Raw genomic sequence first — 16,829 nt, forward strand, 5'->3', positions numbered from 1 at the left:
GCTTTGTCTGCCGCAGGAGATTACAGCGCGCATGCTCGCCATGCGCGAAAATTCTGCTGGTCGGCGCCGTCGGCGCGCGGGGCCTCCATCAGATTCGCCTTGGAAACTCTGAATCCCCGCCTTCGCGGGGATGACGGAGGTCCTTTCCAAGGAATGTAGTTTCCAAATGCAATTGCCCTGCCGCAGGGGGAAAAGGACTTGCAAAGCCCATTCCCGTCCCGCTTGCCACCCGCACCGGATCGAACATGGCGACGTTCCATGTTCCATACTGTCCCATTCGTCTCATCCGCCGCGCGTCCCGGCCACCGTTGCTGCAACGCCGAGGCATTCCTGCCCCGGTGCCAGCGCTCCGGTGCGCGGGTGACGCCGGATGTCCGCCATGATAAGGAGACGCGAGACGCTCCGCGACGTGGCGGAGATGCGGTGCAAAGGCGGGAGACGGGCCATGGCGATGCGGGTTTTGACGGCGGCCGGCCAGGACCGCCTTGCGGAGATCGCCCGCCGCCAGGGCGTCAGCACCGACGCCGCGCAGTCCATGCTGGCAGCACTTCTGAACGGCGGCGGCACCATGGCGCAGTTCAGCCATCCGGAGTTCGGTGGCTCGGGACAGTGGATGCAGGGCGGCATGACGATGGTCAGCGACCTGTTCAACAACGCGCTGAAGGCCACCGTCGACAATCTGTGCAACGACCTCGCCGGACTGATGCTGAACCCGCAGCAGGGCCTGTGGCAGGACGCCGCACCGGCGCCGGCAACCCCGTCTTGGCAGCACCAGCAGCAGGGCCAGGGCGCCTCCCTCTCCTCCGGGATGAGCATGGGGTTCGGCGGCGGCAACTGGTGGCCGGCGGATCTCGGCATGCCGAACTCCAGCGGCTCGCAGAACGACCTGCGCTACGCCTATTTCGGCGGCACCAGCCGGCTGGCGGTCGAGGTCGCCGGGTCGCTGACCGTCTACGACACCGGCGACCACCAGATTTCCGGAGTCTTGCAGCAGCAGGGCAACGGTTGGACGCTGACCTTCACCAGCCAGTACGGCACCGTGCCGGTCTCCTCGCTGCGCGTCGTCGATGGCAACAGCAGCCAGCCCGATCCCCTTCCGGCACCGGCGCCCACCTTCACGTCGGCACCGCCCCCCGCGACCCCGCTCCCGACACCCGCTCCCGCATCGGTGGAGTCCCAGCCCGCCTTGGCCCCCGGCGGGCTGGAGGACAGCATCTGGTCGTTCGGCCCGGCCGACGGCGCACCGACCGGCACGCTCACCCTGGCGGCGGACGGCGTCATCGTCGGCGGCAACGAGGCGCAGGCGCGCTTCTGGTCGGTCGAGGACGGCGGCCTGACCTTCTACGACGCCGACGGCCGCACCGCCCTGCTGTTCCCCGCCGTCGCTGGCGACGGGGTGCTGCGCGGCCACGCCCCGGCCGATCCGGCGCAGGTCTATGTCCTGCGCGCGCCGGCGACCCGTCGGCCGGACCCCGCCGCCCCGCCCCCCGCCGCCGCGGCAGCACTGCCGGTGGACGTGACCGCTGGCGACTGGGTGCTGGAGGATGCCGGCGGGAACCGCCTGTCCGTCCTGCGCCTCCAGCCGGACGGACGGGTCGAGGGCGGCCGCGAGACCGAGGCCTCCTGGCGGACCAAGGACGACGGCATCGTCCTCCTGCACCGCAGCGGCCGGCCGACCGCGCGCTTCGAGCTGTTCCAGTACCGCGCCGGCCGCTGGACGGTGGTCGGGGCTCCGCTCAACAACCCGTCGGCGCCGCTGTTCCTCAAGCAGGCCTGAGCGCTCAGACCGGCACGGCGAGGCTGCCGGCGGCCGGTGGGCCATGGCGATGATGGTGGCGGCGATCGCCGCGTCGTCGGGGTTCCGGGTGATCTCGCTCACGAAGGAATGGTCCTGTATTCGCTCCTTTGATGGATACGTTCCGCCACGGCATTGAAAATATTCAAATCGTTGTCGGATGCTTCCGACAGGCCGCCGTCGAACCACCGGCATATCCGTGAGCGGCCTCGTCTGTCAGCAAACGGCTTTTTCCGGTGCGGTGTTGCATTGTGGCCGCAACTGTTGAGACCACCGCTGATACTCACGCGGCGAATGCCCGACCAAGCGCTTGAATAGCGCCCTGAACGTGCTGCTATCCGCGTAGCCGACGCGCAGGCAGATTTCATCGATGCTCAAAGTTCCTGCCTCCAGCAGTTGCTTTGCGATCTCCACCCGCAACGCCTGAAGATATTCCAAAGGACCGATCCCAATTGCCTGTTTGAAGCGACGGTTGAGCGTCCGCTCGCTGACCGCGAGATGGGTGGCGAGTTCTGACAGGGATGAGGCCTGTTGGATGGTCGCGGCCATCCGGCGCTGGGCACGGGCGACCAGCCGGTCGCCATGTCCATGCTCCTCGATCAGCGTCGCGAACGGCGCTTGCAAGACCCGATTGGTATCAATCAGCAGCATCCTGGCCGTGGCAGCGGCGAGTTCCGCGCCGGACAGCCTGCTGACAAGCCTTATGGCGAGCGTGAGATATGAAGTCACGCTGCCGCCGGACAGGATACCATCCTGCTCGGTCAGGATTTCCTGAGCGCGTAGCGCGACCCGTGGATAACGCCGGGTGAAATCCCTGGCCTTCGCCCAGTGCGTGGTCGCCGGCCGTTCATCGAGAAGGCCGGCCTCGGCGAGCAGGTAATTGCCGGTGCAGTAGGATGCCAGCACCGCCCCTCTCTCGTGCTGCCGCCGCAGGGCCCGCGTTAGTGCAGCGACCTCCTCGCGGCGTTCCAGAAATCTGTCGATGTCTGGAGCGTAGGGCGCCGTCACCAGTATGGCGTCGGCCGACGCTTCGGGGTTCATACGGCCATCCACCGCAATCATCTGTCCGGACGCGCTTTGGACCGGTCGACCGTCCATAGATTCGACGAACCACCGCAACGGCGGCTGCCCGCTGGGGTCCGCTCGCTTGGCGGCAAGCATGTTCGCGACGGCAAAAACATCCACCGGACCGGCGACGCCAGACGACAGAGTGCCATCACACACCCAAATCCGGATGATCATCGCAACCCTGTCTGATTTGCCTCGAACATTGTCAAATCTGCCACTCCCGCACGCCGTACTCAAGCCGCATGATGCAAACCGTCAAGGCTGCAGATAAAGGAGATGCAAGCATGCCAATGATCGACGTGGTGATTCCGAAGGGCGCCTTAGCGCAAGACGTCGAGGCGCGGTTGCTCAAGGAGATGACCGACATCCTGCTTCGGGCCGAAGGGTTCGACCCTGCCAACGAAGTCGCGCAGAGCGTATCCGTGCTTTTCCTCCATCGGCCCGACGCTACTTTCGTCGGTGGCCTTCCCGCCGCGGCGCCGCGCTATCGGATCGTCCCGAGCGTCCCGGAGGGGCAGTACACGCAGGAGTCCATGGCGCGTCTGGTCAAGGAGCTGACGGAAGCTATCGTCCGTGCCGATGGTGGACGCTTTGAGGATGTCGCTCCGAGGGTCTGGGTTTTCCCGACTGAGGTGCCCGACGGCCATTGGGGCAGCCGCGGCGTAATCCGTCACCTTCCAGAGATCCAGGCTTTCATCTCCGGGGATCAGGACCGCAGTGTGGGTAGCGAAAGGCTGGCCCGCCGCCGCAGGACGAAAGCGTTGGACGTCATTGCGAGTATGGCTGATGCCATTGGAAGAGGAGCCGGTTAAGGTCGACCCAGCTGCGCCTGGAGCTTTCGGACATCAGAGGCAGCCTCTCCCGGCCAAGCCAGTCGATCTAAAGCGGATCTGCCGAGGCTTCCGGATGGCATGATCAGATTTGGCCGGACTGGGGTCACTACTCGAAAGAAGCACGTTTGCGTAGTGGCCCGGAGGTGCCCATACCGCCGTTGTTGGCGGTCTGGTCGCGCATAGACGGCAGAAGGCTCCTATTTTGGATCGGTCGGGGTTTCTGCATCGACGATGTAGCGAGCATCAACGACAACCTCTTCGCCAGCATCGGTCATAATCCAGACACCAGCTCATCTCCCTCAATCCTGTCCTCGGAAGACGCGGAACCAATGCTCGGCATATTGCCGGCACAGTTCAGCCTCCACGCCATCTCCGGTGCGTTCGGCATCGGCAGCGCGGGCGAGCCATTGACTCTGCTTTTGAAGCGCGGATCCATTCACACGCGCGGGGGCTGGTCGAACGCCGGTCGAGGCGGCAGTGGTGGGACGGGGCTTGCTGAAATTTGGTCGCGGTACTGGCACGTAGGGCCTGGAGGGTGGCATGGGGCCTACCGACTTCCTTGGATAGAGTGGAGGGGCATCCTTTGACCGGGCAGAGTCTACGCCGTGCATCGCTACAACGCGCGGAAATTCTCCGACACGGTGGGTCTGCCGGTGCGCGAATGGCGCCGCCGGCGCTGGCGCCGTCATGCCGGCGGAATAGCCATACCGCCCCTTCTTGGAAGAATGAGCGGAACGGCTCAATGGCTCGGCGCGCGAGGCCTTCGACAGAGTAAGGTGCTCTTAGGGCAGCGGTAGGCGGTCGATCAGGGCCTGCGCCTGCTGGACCACGGCCTGAAAGGCAGCCTCCCTTAAGAGCCGCTGTGCGAAGCAGCGGCGGTAGGCTCTGTCGCCTTCTGTCTCCAGACCGGTCGCCTTCTTGAAGAGCATCTCACGCGTCGCCTCGTCCTGTTTCGAGGCGGAAAAGACCTTCCAAGCGCGCTGCGCGGCCTCCTCGTGCTGCGTCCACACCGCGTTGCAAGCAGGGATGGGTGCGATGGGCGCGGCGACGGGCTCGACCGCGACGAACACCCTGCCACCCTGGAGCACCGACAGGACGATCCGGTCCGGCACCCCCAGCCCGATGTCCTGCCGGGCGGCCGCCAGCATGGCGACGGCGAACCCCGCCCCTGGGGCTTTGATCGGCAGGTCAGCGAAGCGGGCGACAGCGGCCTCGGTGCTGATCGCCTGGGTGTAGAAATCCTCCTCCCCGAGGGCCGCCCTGGGATCCTGCGGCATGCGGCCAAGCCCTGGCCACCACTCACGATGCTCCTTCAGCCAATTCCGCAGCAGTTCCTCCGTAGTGGCGACGACGACCCGCTGGTTGTCCGTTTCGCCGTAGGCGATGCCGTCCAGCATGCCGAAGCCCAACTCCTTCAGCAGAGTCTGCAGGCTAATCCGGCCATCGGCAGGAAAGCCCCGGACGGCGACCGGCCCGACCATAGCCTTGAGCATCCCTTCCAGCTCGCGGCGGGCGTCCGCCTCCTTCCGGCTCGCGCTGTCGACGCCACCGGCCTCCGCCTCCCGGTTAAGGGCGGCGATGTGTCGGTCACGTACGGCCAGATACCGATCGAGGGGCGCCGCCTGCGCCGTCCCCACCGTCCACAGCAGAAGAGCGACCGCGAACGCTTTCATCGCCAAACTCCGACGCTGCGCCGGAAGCGAGTGTAGCGCGGCCCCCGCCAGCCGATCGAGCGCGGTTTGAGAGCCAGACCACAGAGGGGGATGGACAGGTGCGGCTACCCTTTCCTCTCGCCACGGTTCGAGTGCGTCTGGAGTGCCTGTTCATGCGTGTCCGGCCAGTGATCTTCGGCTTTGCCGTCTTGCTGGGGGCGATGGCATCGAGCCTTGCTCCCGCCACGGAAAGGCAGGCATCGGACCTGACCGGCGGCTGCCGCGTCCGGGACCAGGAGCCCGGCAACCGGAAACGCTTCCGCTGGGCGGGCCAGTGCCGGGACGGCTTTGCCCAGGGCAGTGGAGTGCTGGATTGGACGACCAACGGCCAGTCGGCCGGTTGGGCGGAGGGGACCCTGGTGGCCGGTCGATTGGAGGGCGAGGCCCATGTCGAATGGGAGAATGGGCGGTCCTTCACCGGCACCTACCGCCACGGCCAAGCCTCCGGCAATGGGACACTGACCTTTCCGGGCGGCCATCGCTACGTCGGCTCCTTCAAAGGCGGACGTCCGACCGGGGAGGGGGAGTTCATTTCCTCCACGGGAACGCGTTACGCCGCCCGGCTCGACGAGGATGGCGAGGTACGGCCCGGCGCGATGCTAGGTCCGGGAGAAGCGGCTCCGGCCCCACCCGCCCGACCACCGCCACCGCCCGAATCCGGGAAGAACTTGCCCCCGGCTGTTTCCGTACCGCGCCACAAGGCGCCAAGCCCCGGCCGATCCGCCAAGAGGTCTCTTGAGAAGCTTGCTGAGAAGCCCATGCCCCGAACCGCCGTGCCGGGCCCGGCACCGCAGGCATCGGACGCCGTCCAATCCGTCGAAAGGCCGCCCGCCGCGGCAGACCCGCCGCCTGAGACCCTGGAGGAGTGGCTGTGCACGCTACCGCCGGTTCCTCGGCCCACGCCGGAATTTCGCCCTGCCGACGCAGCGAGAACGGATGCGTCCGGCCGCTGTTGTGGCAGCTGTCTTTCTTCTGATTGAGGGGGTCCGTTTGTGAGGCTAACTTGCTCTGTCGAAAGCCTCCATCGATAGACAGCGGCAGGTCAATGCCTGCCCGGACATTTCAGCGCCGGCGCGGCGGTCGACCGGGCTGGGCAAGCCGTTCCGCCATGCACCACTGCCCCAGTGCGAATGCCGCGGCCGGATCAAGAGCCTCCGGAGGCTCGGCAACTGCCGGGCGGCGCATGTCGGTCACTTCGGGATCCTGGACGGGTGATAACCGGCGGTTCATGAGGCCTCGCTTTGTCCTCCGTAGGAATCTACCGCGCGCATGCTCGCCATGCGCGAAAATTTTCGCTGCTGATCGGCGCTGTCGACGCGCAGGACCTGCTGGCGGAGGACGGCGCCGGGCAGTCCCCCAGCACCACCACCGCGGCGGCCGGGACGGCGCTGATCACCCCTCGAAATAGTGCTCCGGTTTGACGGTCTTTACCGGACCTCCAGGTATAGTCCGTCGCATAAATAAATAGTTCTTTGCGTGGAGAAGATCAGAAACAGTCCGCGCATCTTCGCTTGGGCGGCCTGCGACCGAGAAGTAGCCGGATTCCAGGTTGCTGAACACTGTGCCCGAAGGACGCGGTGCCATGCTATAGGTTTGACAATATTGCAAGTATGCTACTGCGATCACAACCCCTGCAAACGCTATATCATGGTTTGGGGAGGAACAAGCACGGTCAAAGGGGAAGTCGGCGTCGACGAGGCCAGCTTCGTAGACGGGGATCGTTCCAGGGGGAAGGCATCCCGGTGTACGAGCAAGAGCCCTAGGGTCCGGACTCATAACCAGTAGGCAACGGTTGCGGCAATGTGGATGGCCGCCATGAAGTTGGTGGCGGACCGGTCATAGCGGGTGGCGATGCGCCGGAAGTCCTTAAGGCGTCCGAACATGCGCTCGATGACGTTGCGGTTCCGGTAGAGGTAGGGAGAGAAGCAGTTTTTCCAGCGCTTGTTGGCGCGTGGCGGGATGTTGGGCGCGGCTCCGGCCTCTTCGATCTTCCGGCGAACAGCGGCACTGTCGTAGCCCTTGTCGCCGTGCAGAAGGTCGGTGGCAGGCATCCGGTCGAGCAGACGGTCGGCGGCGGTGCAGTCGGCGACCTGACCGCCGGTCAGTAGGAAGGCGAGCGGCCGACCGCGCGGATCGCTCAGGGCGTGGATTTTGGTGATTCTCCCACCTCGGGACCGTCCGATGGCCTGGGCACGCTCCCCCCTTTGCCGCCGCTTGCCGAACGATGGGCGCGCACCGCCGTGGAGTCGATCATTACCTGGGCCGGTGGAGCATCCGCCCAGCGCCCGCCCGACTTCAGCACATGGACGATTCCGCTGATCACACGGCGATCATCCACGCGCGGCTTACCTCGGGTGTCGCGCGGAAGGTGCGGCTCAAGCCGCCCAAACTGCTCCACCGTCAACCAGAACTGACCGTCGCTCATCACAAAGCCCCTTTCCAGGGCGTTCAATCACAACGGTTCCATCCAGAAAAGTCCATTTATGGGTCCGGACCCTAGCCTCGGCGTCAGGATGCCTGCAAGCGCGGCGATTGCCGCAGAGTGATCGTTGACGCGCCCGCTGATGTCGGCCCGCCACTTTTCGATATCCAGATCCATCTGGGAGGGGTGCGTATACCGGTAGATGGTTGCTAACCCAGCTGCGAATGGACAGGCCTGCGCCAGCGCTTCGATGATGGTTCGAGCACATAGGCGCCATTCCTGCGGAGCCGGCGGGGAGATTGATGCGCTCGACATGAAATAGAGTCCTCCTTTTCTGGACGACTAGGCTGCGCGCGATCCGACTGGGATCGTGGTTTGGATCTCGTCATAGCCGGCCCTCAACGTGCCGTCTTCACGTTCGATCAGCCCGATCGATTCCAGCGCGGTCACGTCTTCGTGGACCCGCTTGAAGTCACGCCCCAGTTCACGCGCCAGTGCCCGGATACTGGGAGCCGGATGGCCGTGCAGGTGACGCAGCATCTCGTGGCGCCGGTCGGTCATCACCGAGGCAAGCGCCGACCAGGTTGCGAAGGTGACCGTGTCCTGCGGCGCCACCACCTCACCGCGTTCGGCGCGGTGCCAGGCATCGGCCACGCGAGCGGCGGCGTCCCGCAGACTGCCGCCAACGATGATCGTCTTTTTCATCGGCTCCTCCTGTAATCCTCAACTTCGCTCACGAACCGTTCCAGCAGTTCGTCTACCGAGGAAAACGCAATCTGCTCCTCAGCGTCGCCGACGTGCCGGTGGTCACCCTTGCCGCGCTCGTTGTCGTATCCCAACACGCGTTGTCCCGCGACGATGTAGGCGAAGCGGTACTTGAAGCCATGTGTCGTCGGCGGTACCGGTTCCGGCACCCGCCAGACGACCATTTCGGCGAGGTCGCCGTCTGGGTAGCGGTAGCGTTCGCGGATGATGAGTTCAGCCTTCATGATGGCGCATCATGCCATCACAGATTGATGGCGTCAAGCGCCATCATTATCCTTCGCTCCGGGTGCCCGGCCAACTCCACCACTGCGGCGGCCGACTGGCCGGGCCGCCAGCGATCCTGCGTCTGGTCGGCGCCGTCGGCCTGCCGGCGAATGGGCCGCTCAGGGCGGCACCGCGCCTATCGCCCTGCATTAGGTGCAACCTGGAGGGCGGTGGAGCCGGTGGGGCCGGTGCTGGCCATCATGCTGCCGATCGCCGCCGGCCCACCGGCAGGCTCGCTATCTGGACCGTAGGTCAGCTTGCACGGACGCCCCTGCGTGCAAGAGGATCGCGCACATGAGCCGGATGATAGTGCCCGACAATGCAGGCCGGAGGCAGCGGATAGCGGATTGCGAACCCTGCGCCGCGCCAAGGGTCCGGGACATAGTCGTTACCTTCCAGGAGGTCCTCGAAGATATACGAGAGCGCCATCCCGGAAAACTCAAGCACAGTGTGCCCGGATACAAGTCCCAGCGGCACGTCGCACACAAAAAGCGTCGGTTGCCCCTCTTTCTTCAACACCTGCCGATAGTCACGAGAGCCGGGAAGATGGGCGGCGATTGCAGTTACGTATTCACTCCCGTAATGCAGGTAGTGTCCACATTGTTCTAGGAACATCGGCTCATTGGCCTCGAAGTAAACGCGTCCAGCTCGGTATGTGTGACCGACTGCAGCAATTGCCTCCTCGACATCCCCGGCGGTAAGTTCGGGGAACATGCCCTCCAGGAAGATCCGTCGAACGTTCCTATGGGAGAACTCGGGATCAAGTGGAAGCAGTCCGTGTTTGTAGAAGGACCCAACATCGTCGGTGCGGGTCCCATGAACCGCTCGCAGGTGCGTAAAGCGGTGAACAAGCCGATCAGCCAGCAGCGCCTTTGAGTCGACCGTTTCGCCACGTGCCTTGAGGATGATCTTATCAAGCCAGCTCAGATCATCTCCTGCCACGCACTGGGGCGGATCGACGAGAAAAGCGCCACGCACCTGATCGTCAATGACGTCGCTGAGCAGGTCCCAAACGACACCCCGCCAACTCTTGTACGTTTGCCAGTCCCACACGTGCGGCGGGGGAGCGGCCCGATCCATGCGTGAAGGGCTCAGCACACCAGATCGCTTATCGGAATGCCCTTGCTCCGTCATGATCGTGCCCTCCTCAGATAGACGCGTTCTGCCATTGCTCTGGAAACGACGGATCGACCTCGGGCGCTTCACTTCCCTGGAGGCGCGCCATCAAAGCGGTAGTAACCAATGCCTTGGGTCCGGACTCATAACCAGTAGGCAACGGTTGCGGCGATGTGGATGGCCGCCATGAAGTTGGTGGCGGACCGGTCGTAGCGGGTGGCGATGCGCCGGAAGTCCTTAAGGCGTCCGAACATGCGCTCGATGACGTTGCGGTTCCGGTAGAGGTAGGGAGAGAAGCAGTTTTTCCAGCGCTTGTTGGCGCGTGGCGGAATGTTGGGCGCGGCCCCTGCCTCTTCGATCTTCCGGCGAACAGCGGCACTGTCGTAGCCCTTGTCGCCGTGCAGAAGGTCGGTGGCAGGCATCCGGTCGAGCAGACGGTCGGCGGCGGTGCAGTCGGCGACCTGACCGCCGGTCAGCAGGAAGGCGAGCGGCCGACCGCGCGGATCGCTCAGGGCGTGGATTTTGGTGGTTCTCCCACCTCGGGACCGTCCGATGGCCTGGGCACGCTCCCCCCTTTGCCGCCGCTCGCCGAACGATGGGCGCGCACGGCCGTGGAGTCGATCATTACCTGGGCCGGTGGCCCACCCGCCGCGGCCAAGGCATGGAAGATGCCCTCCCACACGCCCTTGGACGCCCAGCGGACAAAGCGGTTGTAGAGCGTCTTGCGCGGACCGTAGGCCGGTGGAGCATCCGCCCAGCGCCCGCCCGACTTCAGCACATGGACGATTCCGCTGATCACACGGCGATCGTCCACGCGCGGCTTGCCTCGGGTGTCGCGCGGAAGGTGCGGCTCAAGCCGCCCAAACTGCTCCACCGTCAACCAGAACTGACCGTCGCTCATCGCAAAGCCCCTTTCCAGGGTGTTGAATCACAACGGCTCCCTGCCGGAAAGACTCTTTATGGGTCCGGACCCTTGCCAGTGCCGGGGGCGAACCAAAGCTGTCGAATCCCGCATTAGAATTTACCAGAGGCTCAAGTATCATGCAGATAGTTATCCCGCAAATTTGCGGACCCGTCCCACACTAAAGTGGTCCACCATAAAATATCCCACAGATTGGTGGACAATTCAGAACACGACGCGTAACCGTCAAACATTGCAACAATGTTGGCATCGTCAACACGAAATGCCTGTTCGCCAGATTCCTTTAAGCCGCCGATCTCACGTTACCGGCGCTCAGCCACTGGCCGCTGGCATGGACATGATCGGCCATGAATCGGCGTTGGAGCGTGATTTCGTTCTTCTTCAACGGCTGGACCCGGCGGTGCTCGCGATCGAGGAACAACCGGTAAAAATCTCCTGGGCAGCCAGCGACGGCAGAGTTCGGTACTACACGCCGGATTACCGGGTGGTGCGTCAGGACGGTACCGAGCTTGTCGAGGTGAAGTACCGACAGGACCTACGGGCGAATTGGTCACAATATCGGGATCGCTTAATCGCAGCGCGGGATTGGGCGCGGCTACACGGCATGTCCTTCAGGATCGCGACGGAGCGCGATCCGGACGGCGCGTCTGCTGAACGCCAAGCGGCTGGTGCCGCGGATGCGCGACCCGATCGACCATCTACTCCAGCAGGACTGCATCGAGCTTCTTGATCGTGGCGGTCCACTGACGTTTCGCCAAGTTGTTGAGGCGCTGACGGCGCAGGGCCGGCCAGAGGGTGATGTGCTCGCGGCGTTGTGGCCTATGATCGCGCGCCGTTTCGTGACCTGCGACCTCGATGTGCCGATCAGCGGTGGAACACTTCTGTTCGTACAATGCCGCAACTTCTGACGCTGTCAGCCGGGGCGGCGGTCTGGCTCAATGAAACGCCGGTGACGATCGTCAGTCAGGCAGGCGTCGATAGCGTGGTTGTCGTGCTGCCCGATGGAACGTCCCGTACGGTCGCGGTGGCCGACCTATCGGCAACAGCGCCGGCGGAAACGGCGGGAGACAGCAACATCGATCTCGCCATCATAGCTCAGGAGGATTGGGATCTGGCAGTGCGCCGGGAGCGCGTCGTGAAGGCGCTCGCCGAGATACCGAAGCGAAGCCGGGCAATAGTCGCCGAAGGTGCGGCTACCCTCGGGATAACAGCCAACATGGTCTACCGGTTGATCGCTCGGTATTTGGAAGATCCCCGCACCACGACGTTGCTGCCGCGCAAGCGCGGCAAACCCACGGGCCTGGAGATGCTCGACGCGCCGGTCGAACGGATCGTGATGGCGACGATCACCGAGATGGCGTTCATGCGGCCGAAACGGACCGGGGACGCCATCCACCTAGAGATTCGCCGCCGCTGCATAGGAGCGGGCCTGAAGCCGCCGGGCCGTACCACGGTCTATCGTCGGCTCGCCACCCTCCCGCGCAAGGACGTCGTTCGCGCCCAGGACGGGGTGAAGGCGGCGCGGGATAGTTCGCTCCAGTGCTCGGGACGTTCCCCATAACGTCGTGGCCGCTGGAGGTCATCCAGATCGATCACACCGTGGTCGACCTTATCCTCGTCGACGAGTTCCACCGCCGCCCAATCGGGCGGCCTTTCCTGACGCTGGCCGTCGACGTCCATACGCGCATGGTGGCTGGCTTTCTGCTGTCCCTCGATCCGCCGAGCGCGACATCGGTCGGGCTCGGCCTGACCCACGCGGTCGCGCCGAAGGACAACTGGCTCGAGCGCATGCGCGTTGGCATGAAGTGGCCGGTCTGGGGCATTCCGGATACGGTTCACGTCGACAATGGCAAGGAATTCCATTCCGAGGCGCTGCGCCGGGGATGCTCGCAGCATGGCATCACCATCGACTATCGGCCCGTACGCACACCGCATTACGGTGGTCACATCGAGCGCCTTATCGGCACGATGATGGGCGACGTACATTTCCTACCGGGCACGACGTTCAGCAATGTGTCTGCGAAAGGCGACTACGATGCCGAGAAAAGCGCAGTAATGACGCTGGCGGAGACACAGGAATGGCTAACGCTGAACGTCTGCGTGTACCACAATCAGAGGCACTCCGCGCTCGGGATGACGCCGCTGGCAGCGTGGGAGCGCGGCATCCTCGGGACACCGGAACGGCCAGGGCGGGGGCTACCTGCCCGCGTCACTAACCCCGAGCGATTCCTGATCGACTTCCTGCCGCTGGCCCGCCGAGAGGTGACGGGCGACGGAGTCCGTCTCTTCAATATCCACTATTGGTCCGATGCGCTACGCCCCCTCATCGGACAGTCCACGCGCTTCGTCGTTCGATACGATCCGCGCGATATGTCGCGGATATGGCTCCTGTCGATCGACAACGAATATTACCCCCTCGGTTACAAAGCGCGGCATCGACCGGTGATCTCCCTATGGGAGCACCGCGAGGTGTCCCGTCAGCTCCGCGCCGAAGGAGCACGCACGATGGACGAGGCAGCGATCTTCGAAGGTGTGGAGCGCATGCGCGCTGTGGTCGCGGCGGCGACGGCAAAGAGCAAGCGAGCACGACGCCAAGCCGAACGAAGCCGTCGGCACCGGACGCTGGCGCAGGTGGAGAAGGTGCCGTCGGAGGACAAGCCGGCTGGAGAAGAAACCGTGGTCGCTCCCCCGCGACCGTTCGAGGTGGAGGATTGGTGAACCTGGATCACTTGAGCGATGTCACTCGGCAGATTGCCGAGTCGACGGACGACGAAGCGCGCATCGAGCGCATCCTCGCCGATCGGTATATTGCATACACCCGGGCGAACGACGCCGTTGCCAAGCTGGAATGGTTGCTTCGGTCACCGAAGAAAATGCGAATGCCGAATCTCCTGATCGTCGGGCCCACCAACTCTGGCAAGACGATGATCACGGAAAAGTTCCGCCGCATGCATCCGCCGACCATGAGTCTCGACGGCCGAGCAGACATTGTCCCCGTACTCCGCGTTCAGATGCCAAGCGCCGCGGACCCGCTGCGCTTCTACCATGTCGTGCTGGAAAGTCTCGGCGCCCCCGGCGTAGCGGCGGCCAAATGGCAGCGCCTTGTCCAAAAAGAGTCTCAGGCGATCCAGCTTCTCCGCGCAACTGGCGTCCGGGTGCTCATCATTGACGAGATCCACAATGCACTGGCCGGGCCGACGAACAAGCTCTCGGAGATGCTGAATCTGCTGCGGTACCTGGGAAACGAGTTGCAGATACCGCTTGTGGCTGTTGGCGTGAAGGAGGCGCTGCAGGTCATTCACAGCGACGATCAGCTTGCCAATCGGTTCGAACCGTTTCCACTGCCGCGATGGCAGGACGACGATGAGTTGCGCAGCCTGCTCGCCGCCTTCGAACGTGCCCTTCCTCTGCGGCGGCCGTCGGGGTTGGCAAATCCGGTGATGACGCGGCGCCTCATCGCACTGTCGGAAGGTATCCTTGGGGAAATCGTGACGCTCATCGTTCGGGCGGCGGAGATGGCCGTGCGGACAGGAAACGAACGGATTGATGTCGGCCTGTTCGAGCGGATCGACTTTATGCCTCCGTCAGCACGCCGAGCCTCGGCGGTCGCTATGCGGGTCGACTGATAGGAAACGACCGACGATGGAGATCGAGGACATTCCGCCAGCGGTGGTGGCGCCCTTACGTTGGCCGATCCGCCCACCAATCCAACCGAACGAACTGCTGAGCAGCTGGATTTCCAGGCTTGCTCTTGCAAACGGCCTGAGTCCTGCTTCCTTGCACGAGGACCTCGATAACCTAACGGGGCCGACATCTAGAGCGGATTCCGATCATTCTGGTTCGTAACCGGCGGCAGTGAAGAAGGCTCGACTGTCGGTTGGTGTCACGTTGTCGATGGCATCTCGGATGGCATCCCACAGTTCGGGGAGTGTCCTTGCCGCGGCTTTCCTGAGGTTCGCTTTGATTTTTGAGAATGCCATCTCGATGGGGTTGAAGTCTGGGCTATAGGGCGGCAGGAGCTTCAGGACGGCGCCTGTCCGCTCGATTGCCGCCCGCACGGCCGGAAGCTTGTGGGCGGGCAAGTTGTCCATCACGACGACATCTCCGTGGCTCAGCGTCGGCCCCAGAACCTGTTCGACATAAGCGAGGAAGGCGGCACCGCCCATGGCACCGTCGAGCGTCATCGGAGCGGTGACGCCCGACAAGCGAAGAGCGCCGACGAAGGTCGTCGTCTTCCAGTGCCCATGGGGAACCGCAGCGCGGCAGCGTTCTCCTCGCGGCGCACGGCCGTACATCCGCGCCATCTTGGTGGAGGTGCCGCATTCATCGATGAACACCAGCCGCTCCGGGTCCAGGTCCGGCTGGGCGTCGAACCAGGCTTGGCGGCTGTCGGCTATATCCGCTCGATCCTGTTCGGCAGCGTGCGCTGTCTTTTTTTCCGCGTCACGCCGTGACGTTGGAAGAACCGGCACACGATGCTGGGCAGTGGCCGATACCCCACCGCCTCGTCCAGGCGCTCGGCTACCTCTGCCAAGGTCAGGTCGGGCTTCTCCTCGATCCAGCCAAGGATGAGGTCCCGATGCTCGTCGATCCGATGCGAGCGGACATTGCCACCGCGCTTGTCCGGGCTCAGGTCGCCGCGCGTTCGTGCACGGGCAACCCAGCGGATCGCCGAGGAAACCCCAACCTCGAAGCGCGCCGCAGCTGCCCGGCAAGACGCTCCAGCCGCAACCGCCTCCACCACACGCCGACGAAGATCGACAGACAGGGCTTTCGACATCCAGACCGGCCTCCTTCAACCGGTCCGAAGCTTGAATCACAAATGGCCGCTCGTGGAAATCCCTCGATTCAGATGCCGGTCAATCCGCTCTAGCTCCGCCGCGCATGGTCATCCCTATCAGCGACGACGAAAACGGTGGTGAGCCGCCGACCGGCCGATTAGAAGGTCCGGGAACCGGGAGGTGCGCGTGCTGGGGGAGACGGTCGAACTGGCGGGATTGATCCTGATCATCGCGGTGCTGTATGCCGCCGTTGGTCAGGCGGGGGCGTCCGGCTATCTGGCGGTGATGGGGATGGTCAGCCTGGATCCGGCGATGATGAAGCCGGTTGCCCTGGCGCTGAACCTGTTGGTTGCGGCGATCGGCACGGCGCGGTTCGCGCGGGCGGGGTTGCTTCGCTGGCGCATCTTCTACCCGTTCGGTGTTCTGGGCGTTCCCTTCTCCTTCGCCGGGGGGCTGGTTCATCTTCCAGGGGCGTTGTACTACCCTGTGGTGGGCGGCTGTCTGCTGTTGGCCGGGTTGGAACTGGCGCGCTCCACCTGGGCCAGCAACCGGTGGCCGACGCCGGCGGCGCGCGAGCACCCGCCCTTCTGGGCGGCCCTGGCGGCGGGGGCGGGCATTGGCTTCCTCTCCGGTATGACAGGGACGGGGGGCGGTATCTTCCTGGCGCCGCTGATCTTGCTGATGGGCTGGGTCGACACCCGGCGGACGGCGGCGGTGTCGGCCGCCTTCAACCTGCTGAACTCGGCGTCGGCCTTGCTCGGCGCCTGGGCGACGCTGCCGACGCTGCCGGCGGCGCTGCCACTGTGGCTGGTAGCTGCCGGTGTTGGCGGAACGGTCGGGGCGTGGCTGGGCAGCCGGCATCTGCCGGTCGCGGCTCTACGTTATCTGCTATCGGCAATCCTGGTGACGTCGGGGGTAAAGATGCTGTCGTTGTGAGCGACGCTCCGCCCGGTCCTGCGCGGTTGCAAATGTTCATGCTCCACAATCGTTGGCGTCTTCTTTTTGGAGAGCGGCCGAAGGCGGCACCGGGGCCGGTGCTCGTCTTGGCTAATCGGAGGCGTTGCGCCACCTTAAGTATAAATATACTAAATTAATATCGTAAGAAAATGGCAAGTACTGACAAAATGTTTCCGATTATCCCGGAGGCGATT

General features: G+C 64.3%; 19 protein-coding genes and 1 pseudogene. 10 read left to right on the forward strand and 10 right to left on the reverse strand.

The genetic code is table 11. The features are described 5' to 3' along the window. The first annotated feature begins 445 nt into the window (after positions 1–445). On the forward strand, positions 446–1,777 hold the full coding sequence (locus ABNQ39_RS36500; RefSeq protein ID WP_376967721.1) for a hypothetical protein: 1,332 nt from the start codon (positions 446–448) through the stop codon (positions 1,775–1,777). A 234-nt stretch (positions 1,778–2,011) separates the two neighbouring features. Here ABNQ39_RS36500 and ABNQ39_RS36505 read toward each other — a convergent pair whose 3' ends face one another. After that, positions 2,012–3,037: a GlxA family transcriptional regulator gene (locus tag ABNQ39_RS36505; RefSeq protein WP_376967723.1), complete on the reverse strand. Its 1,026-nt coding sequence runs from the start codon at positions 3,035–3,037 to the stop codon at positions 2,012–2,014. Between the two features lie 110 nt (positions 3,038–3,147). Here ABNQ39_RS36505 and ABNQ39_RS36510 point away from each other — a divergent pair, with 110 nt between their 5' ends. Further along, positions 3,148–3,675: a tautomerase family protein gene (locus ABNQ39_RS36510; protein ID WP_376967725.1), complete on the forward strand. Its 528-nt coding sequence runs from the start codon at positions 3,148–3,150 to the stop codon at positions 3,673–3,675. Positions 3,676–3,995: 320 nt separating this feature from the next. On the opposite strand, the gene ABNQ39_RS36515 is transcribed toward ABNQ39_RS36510, so the two are convergent. Next, positions 3,996–4,385: a DUF4167 domain-containing protein gene (locus ABNQ39_RS36515; RefSeq protein WP_376968071.1), complete on the reverse strand. Its 390-nt coding sequence runs from the start codon at positions 4,383–4,385 to the stop codon at positions 3,996–3,998. Between the two features lie 93 nt (positions 4,386–4,478). Beyond that, positions 4,479–5,369 carry a hypothetical protein gene (locus ABNQ39_RS36520; RefSeq protein WP_376967727.1) on the reverse strand — a complete coding sequence of 297 codons (891 nt, stop codon included), beginning with the start codon at positions 5,367–5,369 and terminating at the stop codon, positions 4,479–4,481. A gap of 200 nt (positions 5,370–5,569) precedes the next feature. Here ABNQ39_RS36520 and ABNQ39_RS36525 point away from each other — a divergent pair, with 200 nt between their 5' ends. After that, positions 5,570–6,388 carry a hypothetical protein gene (locus tag ABNQ39_RS36525; RefSeq protein WP_376968074.1) on the forward strand — a complete coding sequence of 273 codons (819 nt, stop codon included), beginning with the start codon at positions 5,570–5,572 and terminating at the stop codon, positions 6,386–6,388. A 792-nt stretch (positions 6,389–7,180) separates the two neighbouring features. On the opposite strand, the pseudogene ABNQ39_RS36530 reads toward ABNQ39_RS36525, so the two are convergent. From ABNQ39_RS36530 to ABNQ39_RS36555, 6 genes and pseudogenes are all read right to left on the reverse strand, one after another. Further along, positions 7,181–7,833 (reverse strand): annotated as a pseudogene (locus tag ABNQ39_RS36530) (IS5 family transposase). Between the two features lie 27 nt (positions 7,834–7,860). Then, positions 7,861–8,145 carry a hypothetical protein gene (locus ABNQ39_RS36535; protein ID WP_376967729.1) on the reverse strand — a complete coding sequence of 95 codons (285 nt, stop codon included), beginning with the start codon at positions 8,143–8,145 and terminating at the stop codon, positions 7,861–7,863. Between the two features lie 27 nt (positions 8,146–8,172). Beyond that, on the reverse strand, positions 8,173–8,535 hold the full coding sequence (locus ABNQ39_RS36540; RefSeq protein WP_376967731.1) for an HVO_A0114 family putative DNA-binding protein: 363 nt from the start codon (positions 8,533–8,535) through the stop codon (positions 8,173–8,175). Next, on the reverse strand, positions 8,532–8,819 hold the full coding sequence (locus ABNQ39_RS36545) for a toxin-antitoxin system TumE family protein (RefSeq protein WP_376967733.1): 288 nt from the start codon (positions 8,817–8,819) through the stop codon (positions 8,532–8,534). The genes ABNQ39_RS36540 and ABNQ39_RS36545 overlap by 4 nt, the downstream gene beginning before the upstream one ends. A gap of 292 nt (positions 8,820–9,111) precedes the next feature. Further along, positions 9,112–9,993 carry a hypothetical protein gene (locus ABNQ39_RS36550; RefSeq protein ID WP_376967735.1) on the reverse strand — a complete coding sequence of 294 codons (882 nt, stop codon included), beginning with the start codon at positions 9,991–9,993 and terminating at the stop codon, positions 9,112–9,114. A 125-nt stretch (positions 9,994–10,118) separates the two neighbouring features. Next, a protein-coding gene (locus ABNQ39_RS36555) for an IS5 family transposase (RefSeq protein ID WP_376967737.1) occupies positions 10,119–10,876 on the reverse strand; the annotation gives its coding sequence in 2 pieces (ribosomal slippage) (positions 10,119–10,543 and positions 10,543–10,876; 759 coding nt in all). A gap of 358 nt (positions 10,877–11,234) precedes the next feature. Here ABNQ39_RS36555 and ABNQ39_RS36560 point away from each other — a divergent pair. The 6 genes from ABNQ39_RS36560 to ABNQ39_RS36585 are packed head-to-tail and all read left to right on the forward strand — an operon-like array spanning position 11,235 to position 14,743. Continuing rightward, on the forward strand, positions 11,235–11,627 hold the full coding sequence (locus ABNQ39_RS36560; RefSeq protein WP_376968077.1) for a Tn7 transposase TnsA N-terminal domain-containing protein: 393 nt from the start codon (positions 11,235–11,237) through the stop codon (positions 11,625–11,627). After that, positions 11,575–11,805, forward strand: a complete 231-nt coding sequence (locus ABNQ39_RS36565; protein WP_376968089.1) for a hypothetical protein — start codon at positions 11,575–11,577, stop codon at positions 11,803–11,805. Before ABNQ39_RS36560 ends, ABNQ39_RS36565 begins: the two co-directional genes overlap by 53 nt. After that, positions 11,790–12,458: a hypothetical protein gene (locus ABNQ39_RS36570; RefSeq protein WP_376967739.1), complete on the forward strand. Its 669-nt coding sequence runs from the start codon at positions 11,790–11,792 to the stop codon at positions 12,456–12,458. Before ABNQ39_RS36565 ends, ABNQ39_RS36570 begins: the two co-directional genes overlap by 16 nt. Continuing rightward, positions 12,437–13,615: a Mu transposase C-terminal domain-containing protein gene (locus ABNQ39_RS36575; protein ID WP_376967741.1), complete on the forward strand. Its 1,179-nt coding sequence runs from the start codon at positions 12,437–12,439 to the stop codon at positions 13,613–13,615. The genes ABNQ39_RS36570 and ABNQ39_RS36575 overlap by 22 nt, the downstream gene beginning before the upstream one ends. Continuing rightward, positions 13,609–14,523: a TniB family NTP-binding protein gene (locus ABNQ39_RS36580; RefSeq protein ID WP_376967743.1), complete on the forward strand. Its 915-nt coding sequence runs from the start codon at positions 13,609–13,611 to the stop codon at positions 14,521–14,523. Before ABNQ39_RS36575 ends, ABNQ39_RS36580 begins: the two co-directional genes overlap by 7 nt. Before the next feature lie 16 nt (positions 14,524–14,539). After that, positions 14,540–14,743 carry a TniQ family protein gene (locus ABNQ39_RS36585; protein ID WP_376967745.1) on the forward strand — a complete coding sequence of 68 codons (204 nt, stop codon included), beginning with the start codon at positions 14,540–14,542 and terminating at the stop codon, positions 14,741–14,743. On the opposite strand, the gene ABNQ39_RS36590 is transcribed toward ABNQ39_RS36585, so the two are convergent. Continuing rightward, positions 14,728–15,677, reverse strand: a protein-coding gene (locus ABNQ39_RS36590) for an IS630 family transposase (protein ID WP_376967598.1) whose coding sequence is annotated in 2 segments (ribosomal slippage) — positions 14,728–15,338 and positions 15,338–15,677 — 951 coding nt in all. Because the reading frame shifts where the segments join, the coding sequence is not laid out codon by codon here. The two genes, ABNQ39_RS36585 and ABNQ39_RS36590, sit on opposite strands and share 16 nt — an antisense overlap. A 187-nt stretch (positions 15,678–15,864) precedes the next feature. Between ABNQ39_RS36590 and ABNQ39_RS36595 the strand changes: the two genes are divergently transcribed. Next, positions 15,865–16,614 carry a sulfite exporter TauE/SafE family protein gene (locus ABNQ39_RS36595; RefSeq protein ID WP_376967747.1) on the forward strand — a complete coding sequence of 250 codons (750 nt, stop codon included), beginning with the start codon at positions 15,865–15,867 and terminating at the stop codon, positions 16,612–16,614. Positions 16,615–16,829: the final 215 nt, after the last annotated feature.

This window comes from Azospirillum sp. A26 (assembly GCF_042604635.1).
Lineage (GTDB): Bacteria > Pseudomonadota > Alphaproteobacteria > Azospirillales > Azospirillaceae > Azospirillum > Azospirillum palustre.